This is a genomic window from Priestia megaterium (genome assembly GCF_023824195.1).
GTDB classification, from domain to species: domain Bacteria; phylum Bacillota; class Bacilli; order Bacillales; family Bacillaceae_H; genus Priestia; species Priestia megaterium_D.
In genome coordinates this window covers 4,548,018-4,560,835 of the sequence record NZ_CP085442.1, presented here as the reverse complement: position 1 = coordinate 4,560,835, position 12,818 = coordinate 4,548,018, and the positions used below count along the sequence as shown (strand labels likewise).

The window sequence follows — 12,818 nt, the reverse complement described above, 5'->3', positions numbered from 1 at the left end:
CTATTACCTGGCGGGTGTTGGAAGGGGGAGAACAATTTGTCGCAGGATAATTTATCATGTCTGCGTTTTTCCGTAGAAGAATCAGTATGGTTTCAAAAAGGACAGGAAGTCTCACAACTTTTGTCTATCTCCTTAGAGCCTCAAGTATCTATTCAAGAATATGACCAATACGTGTCTATTCGAGGAGCATTACAATTAACAGGTGAATACGAAACGTACGAGGGAGAGCACTCGTTACGCGAATATACAAATGAGAATCAAGTGCAATCTATCTCTGTCCGTGAAGACGGAACGGCTGAATTATCACATCAATTTCCTGTTGATATTACCATTCCTAAAAATCGTATTCAAAGTATTGAAGACGTATATGTATCTATTGATTTATTTGATTATGAATTGCCAGGTACAAATCAGCTGCAGCTAATGGCTGACTTGTCCATCACAGGATTGTACGGAGAACAGCATGAAGAACGAGAAGAAGAGGAAGAGTTTTCGGAGGAACAGCACATCGTCTCCTATGAAGAAGTGGACGACGCTGAAGAGGCATATACTGAAAACTTTGCTCAAGAAGAAGAGGAACAAGAGGAACAAGAGGAACAAGAGGAACAAGAGTTTGACGTAAGCTATCGTGAAGCTCCCGCACTTTTAGAGGCAGAGGCTATTGAAGAAGATCATTCAGAAGAGCCCCCTAGTTATTTTTCATCTGTATTTAAAAAAGAATCTCGTGCTGAGCCGGTCGTGGAATATGAAGAGGAAGCATATGAACCATTTGAAGTCGAAGTGAAAAAAGAGGCACAAATCGAGGAAGAAAGAGAAGACAACGTGATTGAGTTGTTTCAGCTTCGTCAAGAGCAAGAAAGTTTAGAAGAATCGCAAGCTAGTGAATTGAATACGTATGCTGACGTTCAACAAGAGGCTGAGCAAGAAGAAGCTGAGCAAGAAGAGGAAAAAATTATTGTTGAATTTCGTAAAGAAGAAAATGAAAGCGGACGAAATGAAAACGCCCTTTATTTAACAAAGCTCTTTTCGCGGGAAGAAGAAGCTTTTTCAACGTGGAAGCTTTGTATTGTTCAAGACGGAGATTCGCTTGATACGATAGCAGACCGCTATAAGACGAATGTGCAAAATATTTTACGGGTGAATAATTTAGAAGATGAATATGAACTGGAAGAAGGAAGCATCTTAAATATTCCCGTTCGTTAAAGTCGGAAAGAAAACAGTTTTGACGCATATAATGTCTTAACTGTTTTCTTTATTTTTTACGAGGAAGGAGAATATAGATGCAGCGGACAGTAGCAGACTACAAAGTATTGTTAAAAGAATATGACTTAGATGTTGACTTTATCGAAGACTACGGAAAAGTAAAAAAAGTCTATACGAAAACCGGCGTGTTTGCGCTTAAAGAAATGACGAATCATCAAGAACGAAATCAGAACTTCATTCAAAAGCTGCAGAACATGTATCAAAAAGGATGGATGGGCTTTGTCCCTATTTATCAAACGAAACGTTCTCAGCCCATTGTTTCAGATGAAAGCGGCTCGTATTACTTAATGCCGTGGCTCCCAAATAATCCAACCGAAGAGCGTGACATTCGATATCATAAATTGTTTCAAGAGCTTGCTAAGCTTCACGGTGCTTCGGCGCAGGAAGTAGAAGTAAAAAAAGAAGATATAGAAAATCATTATACATCGATGAAAGAAACGTGGGAAAAACGTCAGGAAGAGCTGAAGCAATACGTAGTAGAATGCGAGAAGAAAGTTTATATGTCCCCTTTTGAATTGCATTACTGTACATTTTATTACGAAATGACGAGAGCGCTTGAATTTGGTTTTGGAAAGCTCGATCAGTGGAACGATGAAATGGAAGAAAAGGAAAAGATCCGGCTGGTTACTTCTCACGGAAAGCTATCGGCTAAACATTTTATCTATGACGAACGGGGAAATGGTTTTTTTATTAATTTTGAACATGCAAAAGATGCTTCGCCAATTTATGATTTGGTCTCATTTTATTTCCGTACTCTTCGCACATACCCAGTAACTACCTATGATAGCTATGAGTGGTTTAGTACGTATGAAAAACATTTTGCTCTCAGAGAAGAGGAACGGCTGCTTTTGCACAGTTATTTGGCGTTTCCAGAACCCCTGTATCAGTGTATCGTTCAATATAGGCATCATAAAGAAAGTAAAACGGAGCTTGAACATATGCAATCATTTATTCGAGCATACTGGCTGACGAAAAATATTGAACAGCTGAATATTAAAATATTTGAAGTAGATCAGCAAAAAAAAATGGCAGCGGAAGCAGCTGCACAAGCCCAAGCGAACGAATAGCGCTTGGGTTTTTAAATCCAGTCCGAATATAAAGCAACCGCTAGTATGGCAAGCAGTGCCAGCAACAGTACATCAAAGGTTGTAGGGAAAAATAGTGTACGTATACCTTGAAAAATTGTTAAAGGAACAATAAACTGTCCACAAGCCGCTCCTGCTGTTTTGAGCCACCGCTGCAGCTGATACGAATTTACATTTATTCGTTTCTTCATTTGTACATGCCCCTTTCAATCCACGTGCCCAGGTTAAAGTCAGTATATGAAAAAAGAAAGAAATGGTGCCATTTTTTTGAGTGGACTCTTCATTTTATTTCCAAATTTAGCGAGTGAATGAAAAAATAAAGACCAGAACAAAAAAATTATGAATATTATCGTAAAAAAGTGGAGAAGATTATTGACGATTCAACATTTTTTCATATAGTATAATTAAGAGAAATTCATACATAAATACAGTGAATAGGAAGAGTACGGGATGTTCGTCTTTCAGAGAGAGGAATCAGCTGCTGTGAGATTTCTTAAGAATGTGCACTCGGAATGTCGCCTATGAGTAGCTTTTTTGAACAGCTGCATAGCTCAGTAGAAAAAGCCGGTTAATCAACCGTTATGAAATGAAGTGTATAGGCTTATCAAATGGGATACGTCTATAAAAAAAGGTGGTACCGCGAAATCAACTCCTTTCGTCCTTTTATTAGGAAAGGAGTTTTTTTATGTTTATAAAAGATTTACACAGTTTCTAAAGACTGAAACTTTATATTATGGAGGTATACATTATGTCTGAAAAAGAAGTGACTCTTCCAACGAAGTATGATCCAAAAGCCGTTGAAGAAAATCGTTATCAGTATTGGTTAGACGGGAAGTTTTTTGAAGCAACAAACGATCTTGAAAAAGAGCCATATACAATTGTAATTCCACCCCCAAACGTAACGGGCAAGCTGCATTTAGGCCACGCTTGGGATACAACGTTACAAGACATTTTAACGCGTATGAAGCGCATGCAAGGCTATGACGTTTTATGGCTTCCTGGCATGGACCATGCAGGGATTGCAACTCAGGCAAAAGTAGAAGAAAAGCTTCGCAGCGAAGGGAAAAGCCGCTACGATCTAGGCCGCGAAAACTTTGTAGCTGAAACGTGGAAATGGAAAGAAGAATATGCAAGCTTTATTCGCCAGCAGTGGTCGAAGCTAGGACTTGGCTTGGACTATTCACGCGAGCGCTTCACGCTTGATGAAGGTCTTTCTAAAGCAGTACGTGAAGTATTCGTAACGCTTTATAAAAAAGGGTTAATCTATCGCGGAGAATATATTATTAACTGGGATCCAGCTACAAAAACAGCTCTTTCAGATATCGAGGTTATTTACAAAGATGTACAAGGTGCATTTTATCATATGCGCTATCCGTTGGCAGATGGTTCTGGACATATCGAAATCGCAACAACTCGTCCTGAAACAATGCTAGGAGATACGGCTGTAGCTGTTCACCCTGAAGACGATCGCTATAAGCACTTAATCGGCAAAAAGGTTGTCCTTCCGATTGTAGGTCGTGAAATTCCAATCGTAGGCGATGATTATGTAGATATGGAATTCGGTTCTGGTGCGGTGAAAATTACGCCTGCTCATGACCCAAACGATTTTGAAATTGGAAACCGTCATAATTTAGAGCGTATTTTAGTGATGAATCAAGACGGTACGATGAATGACAAAGCAGGTAAATATGAAGGAATGGATCGTTTTGCTTGCCGTAAGCAAATTGTTAAAGACCTTCAAGAAGACGGTGTATTGTTCAACATTGAAGACCACATGCATTCAGTAGGTCACAGCGAACGAAGCGGTGCCGTTGTTGAACCTTATTTATCAACTCAGTGGTTTGTAAAAATGCAGCCGTTAGCAGATAAAGCAGTAGATCTTCAAAAACAAGAAGAAAAAGTAAACTTTGTGCCTGATCGTTTTGAAAAGACATACTTACACTGGATGGAAAATATTCGCGACTGGTGTATTTCGCGCCAGCTTTGGTGGGGACACCGCATTCCAGCTTGGTATCATAAAGAAACTGGAGAAGTATACGTAGATCATGAGGCTCCAGCAGATATCGAAAACTGGGAACAAGATTCAGATGTATTAGACACATGGTTCAGTTCAGCGCTGTGGCCATTCTCAACAATGGGCTGGCCGGATGTGGATGCAGCTGATTTCAAACGCTACTACCCAACAAACGTGCTTGTAACAGGCTACGATATTATTTTCTTCTGGGTATCTCGTATGATTTTCCAAGGTCTTGAATTTACGGGTAAACGTCCGTTTGACGATGTGCTCATTCACGGTCTTGTACGAGATGCTGAAGGGCGTAAAATGAGTAAATCACTTGGTAACGGTGTAGATCCAATGGAAGTAATCGAGAAATACGGTGCGGATTCTCTTCGCTACTTCTTATCTACAGGAAGCTCACCAGGACAAGATTTACGCTTCAGCTTTGAAAAAGTCGAAGCGACGTGGAACTTTGCAAATAAAATTTGGAATGCTTCTCGTTTTGCATTAATGAATATGGGCGGCATCACATTTGAAGAGCTTGATTTATCAGGCGAAAAGTCTGTTGCTGATAAATGGATTTTAACGCGCTTAAATGAAACGATTGAGCACGTAACAAAATTAGCTGACAAATATGAATTCGGTGAAGTTGGACGTATTCTTTATAACTTTATTTGGGATGATTTCTGCGATTGGTACATTGAAATGGCTAAACTTCCTCTTTACGGAGAAGATGAAGCAGCTAAAAAGACAACTCGCTCAATTTTAGCTTATGTACTTGATAACACAATGCGACTTTTACATCCATTCATGCCGTTTATTACCGAGGAAATTTGGCAAAGCTTGCCGCATGAAGGCGAATCGATTACAGTAGCTAAATGGCCGGAAGTACGCCCTGAGCTTTCTGATAAAGAAGCTGCTAACGATATGCGTTTACTTGTAGATATTATCCGCGCTGTTCGTAACATTCGTGCTGAAGTGAACACGCCGATGAGCAAACAAGTAAAATTATTTATCAAAGCTAAAGATGAAAATATTCAAAGCCAGCTTGAAAAGAACCGTGCGTATGTAGAGCGTTTCTGTAATCCAAGTGAGCTTGTGATTTCAACAGATGTTTCATTAGATGAAAAAGCGATGACTGCTGTTGTAACAGGCGCAGAATTAATTTTACCTCTTGAAGGTTTAATTAATATCGAAGAAGAAATCGCGCGTTTAGAAAAAGAATACGACAAGTTAAACAAAGAAGTAGAACGTGTACAAAAGAAATTAAACAACCAAGGCTTTATTGCAAAAGCTCCTGCTAAAGTAGTAGAAGAAGAGCGTGCAAAAGAGCAGGATTATGTTGAAAAACGCGAAGCTGTTCAGTCTCGTATTGCTGAATTACGCGGATAATCAATGGGTTAATGAACCAACAGAAAAAGCGTGGCTTGTATAGCGACGCTTTTTCTTTACATAATAATAGCGATGGAAAAGAAAGGTGAATAAAAGATGATAACGACATATGAAGAAGCGCTTGATTGGATTCATAATAGACTTCGCTTTGGAATCAAGCCGGGGTTAGAACGAATGGAATGGATGCTAGAGCAGCTTGATTTTCCGCAGCAAAATCTAAATGCTATTCATGTTGCTGGGACGAATGGTAAAGGTTCTACCGTTTCTTATTTACGAAACATGTTAGAAGAAGCAGGATATAAAGTTGGAACGTTTACTTCTCCTTATATCGAAACATTTAATGAGCGGATCAGCGTGAATGGACAGCCTATTTCAAATGAAGCAATGACCGCTCTTGTTCAGGAAATAAAGCCTGTTGTGGAGCGACTAGAACATACAAGCTTAGGGTCAGCAACGGAATTTGAAGTGATTACAGTCATGGCTTTTCTTTATTTCGGCTATCATGAGTCAGTTGACTATGTTGTGTTTGAAACAGGTCTTGGAGGACGGTATGACTCAACAAACGTTGTGAATCCTATGGTGAGTATTATTACAAGCATTGGATTTGATCATATGGCAATACTAGGTGATACGGTAGAAGAAATTGCAGCAGAAAAAGCGGGGATTATTAAAAAAGAAGTCCCTATTATTACTGGTGCAGAGCAAGTAAAGGCACTTGATGTCATTACTGAAGAAGCAAAGTCAAAGCAGGCTTCGTTATTTGTGTTAGGAAAAGATTTTGACATTGAAAACTATGAGCCGGTAGTGAATGGGGAAAGCTTTACGTTAAAAACGCCGTATGACACATTTGAAGACTTGAAATTAAATATGCTTGGCTATCATCAAGTTAAAAATGCAGCTTTGGCCGTCATGGCCGTTTGTTATTTAAAAGAAAAGAAAAAGCTTTCTATCTCCAATGAGCAAATGATAAAAGGGATTCAGCATACAAAGTGGAACGGCCGCTTTGAGATAGTAAATGAGCATCCTTTAACGATTATTGATGGGGCTCATAATGCAGAAGGCATTGATAGCTTGTTATCTACTTTACGCCTTCATTATGAAGATCGAAACATTCATTTAGTTTTCAGCTGCTTAAATGATAAAAGCGCTGATCGAATGGTCCAAGAACTTGAAACAATCGCTGCAAGTATTACATTTACGTCGTTTGACTTTCCTCGTGCTCGCGCAGCTCAAGAGCTTTATGAGATGAGTACTCATCATAATAGGCATATGGACGAGGAGTGGAAAAAAGCAATTGCTTACGTAAAGGAAAAGGCGACAGGTGAACAAGACATGGTCGTGATTACAGGGTCTCTGTATTTTATATCAGAAGTGCGGGCTTTTCTTCTAAAATGAGCAAAAGCAGCAAGTGAAAGCTTGCTGCTTTTAACATAATGTGAGGAAAGGATACGGATAATAAGGAAGCACTAAGTTCAAAGTATTGTCACTTTCACCCCCTAGGTAAGTGATATATAATAAACATGTACATCACTAAATAAGGAGATTGTTAACATGAGTAAGAATAATGAAAAAATTGTACCGAAAAGTAATAAAAACTTTACCGGTATTATTCTTACCTTTTCAGTGATAGCGAATGTTATTATTTTACTGCTATTCTTTTCGAATATTGGCTATCAAGGAAAAGTAAGTTTTGATTTGACTATCTTTCCACGGTTAAATGCTATTTTGAATAGTTTTACGTTTATTTTTTTAGTTGCAGCGTTGATTTCAATTTTCAGGAAAAATATTAATGCTCATAAAGGTTTTATTTTAGCAGCATTCACTTCTACACTGCTCTTTTTAGTTTCATATTTAACGTTCCATTATATTTCCACAGAAACAGCTACGTTTGGTGGAGAAGGAATCGTTCGTCCCATTTACTTCTTTATTTTGATCACACACAGTTTCCTAGCAGCGATTATTGTTCCGCTGGCACTGTTTGCACTTGTGTGGGGCTGGACAATGCAAGTTGAAAAACACAAAAAAATTGTGCGATGGACAATGCCAATCTGGCTTTATGTAAGTCTTACAGGTGTAATTGTCTACTTATTTATGGCTCCTTACTATTAAAAGACGTCTGCTTTTGCAGACGTTTTTTTATGCTGTTTTTGTTTTTTAGTGGTATAATCCTTATTACCTATAAAAAGTGTGTTTTAAGGAAGGAGGCATACAGAATATGACTTTTATGGGTATTATGATTCAGTTTATTAATGAAGGAGCTGTTCGATACTAATCAATAAAGGAGAGATATTGAAATGGATAAACTGTCAACGAGGAATAAAGAAATTTCTCTAATGAAAGTGATCATACTGGTTATCGTAATAGGTCTTCTAGCAGCTTTTCTCATTCCGTTTATTGGCAGCTATTTAAGGGAAAAAGATACATTTCTTCACTCAAAAGAAAACCTACAATTAGTAAGCAGCACGCCTGAGATGGAAGAAATAGTATGAGTTTAATTTACCTCTATGCATTTGTTTCAGGTATCACGTTAGGTTCATTTTATAACGTAGCAGGCCTTAGAATTCCTCAGAAAAAATCTATTTTATCTCCAAGATCTCATTGTCCACACTGTTTATACATGCTTTCTCCACAACAATTAATTCCGATAGTCTCCTACATTAAAAATGCAGGAAAATGTAGTATGTGTCGCAAAAAAATCTCCTTCATCTACCCGTTCGTAGAATTTTCGACAGGAAGTTTATTTGTCTATGCTTTTTTTAGATTGAATATGACGTTAGAACTGATTGTCATATTAACCTTTGTTTCTTTTTTAACAATTATAGTTGTCTCAGATATAGCCTATATGATTGTCCCAAATAAGGTGCTGCTTTTCTTTTTGCCTATCTTTCTACTTGAGCGTCTTTTCATTCCATTAACTTCGTGGAGTGATTCCTTAATGGGAGGAGGAATAGCATTTTTTCTCCTCTTTCTAATCGCATTTCTCAGCAGAGGAGGGCTTGGAGAAGGAGATATTAAATTGTATGGTTTGATTGGTATTGTGCTTGGAGTAAAGCTTGTTTTACTATCGCTTTTTTTAGCTATATTAATAGGCGGAACCGTTAGTATAGGAGCGTTATTAATGAAAAAGGCAAAGGTAGGTGTACCAATTCCTTTCGTTCCATTTATTTTTATAGGGACAATCGCTGCTTATTTTCATGGAAACGAATTGATAGATTGGTATGTTAGCAACTATTTTTATTGAACTTCAAGTCTTCGACAAATTTAAAATTTCTGTAACTAAATAGCGAAAACCTTTTGTAACAAGACGACAAATGTCTTGTTATTTTTTTTTTCTTCTATGATAGCATGGAAAAAAGTGTATGTTTTATGTCGGTTTACCTCAGCTTGCAACCGGTACTAAGACTACGTTAACTAAAGGCGGTGGGGCAGTGGACAAGCAGGAACGAAAAATTTCAATTAAAATCAACGGTCAATCCAAGGAAGAACAAGCGCCAGAAAAAGACGAATTTACTTGGGTTCTTCCGGAACCGGCATCCACAGATTCTCATGTGGAAGAAAATAAAGTGGTGTTTATTGAAGATGTAAGAAATGAAAAAAAGAAAAAGCCGCGATTACATCCTAAAAATGTTTCGATTAAAACGGTAAACGGCGGTGTAATTAAACGAACGGCCGTGATTGTACTGCTAGCAGTCGGAATAGGCAGCGGCATCGGCATGGTCGGTGTGAAAATGATGACAGGAAGCGAACAGCCCGTAAGCAAAGCACAAACAAGTGAGCGAACGAAAGAAGAAAAAGCTGCTCAAACAGCGTCTACCACTGAAAGTGTTGGGAAAGCTGAAAAGAAAAGCGAACAGGAATCGAAGGGGACATCCGCTGCTGCTTCTACTTTAGAACCTTTTTCCTTTTACATTGTACAAGCAGGTGCTTTTTCATCAAAAACTGCTGCAAATAAAGCAATGGATAAATGGAAAGAAGAGAACGAAGCAGGCGAGATCTTTTCACCTAAAACCTATTCTCTTGTCGTTGGTGCTGCCACTGGAGAAGAAAAAGCGAACGCACTTAGTAAAACGTATAAACAACAAGGTAAAGATGTATATGTAAAGTCTTATGAAATTAAGCCCACTAGCGAATTAGGGCAAAAAGATCAAACGGTTATAACAACAGCGCAGCCGTTTATGGCTAATCTCTTAGATCAATCTGTTAAAGCAATTGAAGGAGAGCGGGTAGCCGATATCAAATCTCTGAAAAAAGAGCTGACAAAAGTTCAGAAAGAAGCGTCAAATGAAGACATTAAAACCATGGTGAGCACCCTTCAAAAAGCTGCTGCTTCTCTTTCTTCATATGAAGACAATAAAAGCAGTAAAGATGCTTGGCTTGCTCAGCGATACGTGTTAAAAGCTCTTCAGCAGTATGAAAGCCTTGTAACGTCTTAACAAGTGAGGTAGTGTAATGCTGCCTCACTTGTTTATTGTCATTTGGAGATGAAATTGCTAAAATAACGGTATGTCCTTCTTTTTAAATCAAAATGCAAAGGTGAGATGTATGAAACAAACATTAATTTTAGCCTCAGGCTCTCCTCGTCGAAAAGAATTACTTCAGCAGCTTCACATTCCCTTTACCGTTCACGTTAGTACAATTGAAGAAATCATCAATCCATCATACACTCCGTCCGAGGTAGTAATGGATTTAGCTAGGCAAAAAGCAGTGGACGTCGCTTCGCATCATAAAGAGGATATGGTCCTAGGTGCCGATACAGTTGTCGTATATGGCAATCGTATTTTAGGAAAGCCAAAAACGAAACAAGAAGCGATTGAAACACTTACGATGCTGTCAGGTCAAAAACATCAGGTATTAACTGGAGTAGCGTTCGTATCAAATGCAAAAGTTCATACGTTTTATGAACAAACAGATGTAGAGTTTTGGCCGATTGAACAAGATGAAATCGTACAGTACGTAGAGTCAGGAGAGCCTATGGATAAGGCTGGTTCTTATGGAATTCAAGGTCTCGGTGCTGCGCTAGTTAAAAAAATTGAAGGAGACTATTTCTCCGTGGTGGGCTTGCCGCTCTCCCGAACAATACGTGAGCTAAAACAATACGGTTTCGTCTACTAAAAAGGAGTGACGAAATTGGATCAATCATTGTTAATTAAAGATTTTCCTCAAGATGAAAGACCTCGAGAGCGCCTTGTGTCAATGGGTGCTTCTAGTCTTTCTAACCACGAGCTTATTGCTATTTTGCTGCGCACTGGAACCAAAGATGAATCTGTTCTTCAGCTGTCCAATCGCATATTAACGCATTTTGAAGGTCTTCAACTTTTGCAGCATGCATCGCTTAATGAAATGATGAATATTAAAGGTATCGGACCTGCAAAAGCAATTCAAATTATAGCGGCTATTGAAATAGGTAAGAGGATTGTACACCGGAAATCTAGTCAGCGATATACCATTCATGGCCCTGAAGACGGAGCTAATTATGTGATGGAAGAAATGCGCGTGCTGTCTCAAGAGCATTTCGTCTGTTTATACCTCAACACGAAAAATCAAGTTCTCCACAAGCAAACCATTTTTATCGGAAGCCTCAATTCATCTATTGTCCATCCAAGAGAAGTATTTAAAGAAGCCTTTCGTCGTTCAGCTGCATCCCTTATTTGTATTCATAATCATCCCTCTGGCGACCCTACCCCCAGCAGAGAAGATATAGAGGTAACGAAGCGCTTAAAAGAGTGCGGATTTATCATAGGAATTGAATTGTTAGATCATTTAATTATCGGAGATCGAAAATATATTAGTTTAAAAGAAAAAGGATACATGTAAGGCTATGCTTTTTAAAATCCTTGGGTTATAATAGTAGTCATGATTTTAAATGACAAGTTCTTTACAATCATTCGTTATTAATAGACAAAGTATGACTTTTTATCATACAATATTTGGCGTTGACATCTATGAAAAAAGTATAGAAAATAAAAAATGTTACTTATGAAATGAAGAAATTGAATTATGGAATTTTTACCTTTGCATTTTGGTAAGAGAAAGGAAGAGACACATGTTTGGAATCGGTACTAGAGACCTTGGAATAGATTTGGGTACTGCAAATACGCTCGTTTATGTAAAAGGAAAAGGAATTGTTGTGCGTGAGCCGTCTGTTGTGGCTTTGCAAACTGATACAAAACAAATCGTTGCGGTAGGTAACGATGCAAAAAATATGATTGGTCGTACACCTGGGAACGTAGTAGCCCTTCGTCCAATGAAAGATGGAGTTATTGCAGATTACGAAACAACTGCGACGATGATGAAATATTACATCAATCAAGCTCAAAAAACAAAAAGTTTGTTTGCGGGTAAGCCGTATGTAATGGTTTGTGTACCTTCTGGCATTACAGCTGTTGAGAAACGTGCCGTTATTGATGCGACTCGTCAGGCTGGCGCGCGTGATGCGTATACAATTGAAGAACCGTTTGCTGCAGCAATCGGCGCCAATCTACCGGTTTGGGAGCCAACGGGAAGTATGGTAGTAGATATTGGCGGAGGAACAACAGAAGTTGCGATTATTTCTTTAGGAGGAATCGTAACATGTCAGTCAATCCGTATCGCTGGTGACGAGATGGATGAAGCGATTATTCAATATATTCGCAAGAATTACAATTTAATGATCGGTGAGCGTACGTCAGAAGCATTAAAAGTAGAAGTCGGTTCTGCCGGAATTCCAGAAGGTATTGAAAACATGGAAATTCGCGGACGTGACTTACTAACAGGTCTACCGAAAACAATCGAAATTTCAGCAGAAGAAATTGCAGAGGCGCTAAAAGATACAGTGGCTTCTATTGTCGATTCAGTAAAAAGCACATTAGAAAAAACACCACCTGAACTTGCGGCAGATATTATGGATCGCGGTATTGTATTAACAGGCGGTGGCGCATTGCTACGTAATTTAGATAAAGTTATTAGTGAAGAAACAAATATGCCGGTTGTCATCGCAGAAGATCCGCTTGACTGTGTTGCAATTGGAACTGGTAAAGCGTTAGAACACATTGATTTATTTAAAAATCGTACAAGCGATTCATATCGCTAAATATTAAGAG

12 protein-coding genes and 1 other annotated feature are annotated in these 12,818 nt (G+C 38.5%); of the genes, 11 read left to right on the top strand and 1 reads right to left on the bottom strand.

Annotation, left to right across the window (positions count from 1 at the left end):
• Nucleotides 1–36: 36 nt before the first annotated feature.
• Together spoVID and ysxE are read left to right on the top strand one after the other, a co-directional pair.
• The gene (spoVID, locus tag LIS78_RS23705) at nucleotides 37–1,203 is read left to right on the top strand and encodes a stage VI sporulation protein D (RefSeq protein ID WP_252284424.1); all 1,167 of its coding nucleotides are present in this window, start codon (nucleotides 37–39) and stop codon (nucleotides 1,201–1,203) included.
• A gap of 77 nt (nucleotides 1,204–1,280) precedes the next feature.
• Entirely contained in the window at nucleotides 1,281–2,330 is a 1,050-nt protein-coding gene (ysxE, locus tag LIS78_RS23700; protein ID WP_252284423.1) for a spore coat protein YsxE, read from the top strand.
• 11 nt (nucleotides 2,331–2,341) lie between these two features.
• Here the strand turns inward: ysxE and LIS78_RS23695 are convergent, their stop codons facing one another.
• Entirely contained in the window at nucleotides 2,342–2,539 is a 198-nt protein-coding gene (locus LIS78_RS23695) for a YszA family small membrane protein (RefSeq protein WP_013059354.1), read from the bottom strand.
• A gap of 230 nt (nucleotides 2,540–2,769) precedes the next feature.
• Nucleotides 2,770–3,014, top strand: a binding site (T-box leader).
• Between the two features lie 82 nt (nucleotides 3,015–3,096).
• Here LIS78_RS23695 and LIS78_RS23690 point away from each other — a divergent pair.
• The 9 genes from LIS78_RS23690 to LIS78_RS23650 all read left to right on the top strand — a co-directional run bounded on the left by LIS78_RS23690 (nucleotide 3,097) and on the right by LIS78_RS23650 (nucleotide 12,808).
• The gene (locus LIS78_RS23690; RefSeq protein ID WP_252284422.1) at nucleotides 3,097–5,739 is read left to right on the top strand and encodes a valine--tRNA ligase; all 2,643 of its coding nucleotides are present in this window, start codon (nucleotides 3,097–3,099) and stop codon (nucleotides 5,737–5,739) included.
• Between the two features lie 96 nt (nucleotides 5,740–5,835).
• On the top strand, nucleotides 5,836–7,134 hold the full coding sequence (locus tag LIS78_RS23685) for a bifunctional folylpolyglutamate synthase/dihydrofolate synthase (protein ID WP_252284421.1): 1,299 nt from the start codon (nucleotides 5,836–5,838) through the stop codon (nucleotides 7,132–7,134).
• Nucleotides 7,135–7,290: 156 nt separating this feature from the next.
• Entirely contained in the window at nucleotides 7,291–7,848 is a 558-nt protein-coding gene (locus tag LIS78_RS23680; RefSeq protein ID WP_013059351.1) for a DUF420 domain-containing protein, read from the top strand.
• A 185-nt stretch (nucleotides 7,849–8,033) separates the two neighbouring features.
• Entirely contained in the window at nucleotides 8,034–8,228 is a 195-nt protein-coding gene (locus LIS78_RS23675) for a hypothetical protein (RefSeq protein ID WP_195781794.1), read from the top strand.
• Nucleotides 8,225–8,980, top strand: coding sequence for a prepilin peptidase (locus LIS78_RS23670; RefSeq protein ID WP_195781795.1), 756 nt, complete (start codon nucleotides 8,225–8,227; stop codon nucleotides 8,978–8,980). Before LIS78_RS23675 ends, LIS78_RS23670 begins: the two co-directional genes overlap by 4 nt.
• A gap of 118 nt (nucleotides 8,981–9,098) precedes the next feature.
• Nucleotides 9,099–10,172 (top strand): SPOR domain-containing protein, encoded by a 1,074-nt coding sequence (locus tag LIS78_RS23665; RefSeq protein ID WP_252284420.1) that lies wholly within the window; start codon nucleotides 9,099–9,101, stop codon nucleotides 10,170–10,172.
• Between the two features lie 109 nt (nucleotides 10,173–10,281).
• Complete coding sequence (locus LIS78_RS23660; protein WP_195781797.1) at nucleotides 10,282–10,851, top strand: Maf family protein; 570 nt, start codon at nucleotides 10,282–10,284, stop codon at nucleotides 10,849–10,851.
• A 15-nt stretch (nucleotides 10,852–10,866) separates the two neighbouring features.
• Nucleotides 10,867–11,553 carry a RadC family protein gene (radC, locus tag LIS78_RS23655; protein ID WP_286676936.1) on the top strand — a complete coding sequence of 229 codons (687 nt, stop codon included), beginning with the start codon at nucleotides 10,867–10,869 and terminating at the stop codon, nucleotides 11,551–11,553.
• Between the two features lie 229 nt (nucleotides 11,554–11,782).
• Nucleotides 11,783–12,808: a rod shape-determining protein gene (locus LIS78_RS23650; protein ID WP_013059345.1), complete on the top strand. Its 1,026-nt coding sequence runs from the start codon at nucleotides 11,783–11,785 to the stop codon at nucleotides 12,806–12,808.
• The last annotated feature ends 10 nt before the right edge of the window (nucleotides 12,809–12,818 follow it).

Bases quoted from the DNA above. Each gene is read 5' to 3' on its own strand.
- ysxE (WP_252284423.1), top strand. From the start codon at position 1,281: ATGCAGCGGACAGTAGCAGACTACAAAGTATTGTTAAAAGAATATGAC.
- LIS78_RS23695 (WP_013059354.1), bottom strand. From the start codon at position 2,539: ATGAAGAAACGAATAAATGTAAATTCGTATCAGCTGCAGCGGTGGCTC.
- LIS78_RS23690 (WP_252284422.1), top strand. From the start codon at position 3,097: ATGTCTGAAAAAGAAGTGACTCTTCCAACGAAGTATGATCCAAAAGCC.
- LIS78_RS23685 (WP_252284421.1), top strand. From the start codon at position 5,836: ATGATAACGACATATGAAGAAGCGCTTGATTGGATTCATAATAGACTT.
- LIS78_RS23680 (WP_013059351.1), top strand. From the start codon at position 7,291: ATGAGTAAGAATAATGAAAAAATTGTACCGAAAAGTAATAAAAACTTT.
- LIS78_RS23675 (WP_195781794.1), top strand. From the start codon at position 8,034: ATGGATAAACTGTCAACGAGGAATAAAGAAATTTCTCTAATGAAAGTG.
- LIS78_RS23670 (WP_195781795.1), top strand. From the start codon at position 8,225: ATGAGTTTAATTTACCTCTATGCATTTGTTTCAGGTATCACGTTAGGT.
- LIS78_RS23665 (WP_252284420.1), top strand. From the start codon at position 9,099: ATGTTTTATGTCGGTTTACCTCAGCTTGCAACCGGTACTAAGACTACG.
- LIS78_RS23660 (WP_195781797.1), top strand. From the start codon at position 10,282: ATGAAACAAACATTAATTTTAGCCTCAGGCTCTCCTCGTCGAAAAGAA.
- LIS78_RS23650 (WP_013059345.1), top strand. From the start codon at position 11,783: ATGTTTGGAATCGGTACTAGAGACCTTGGAATAGATTTGGGTACTGCA.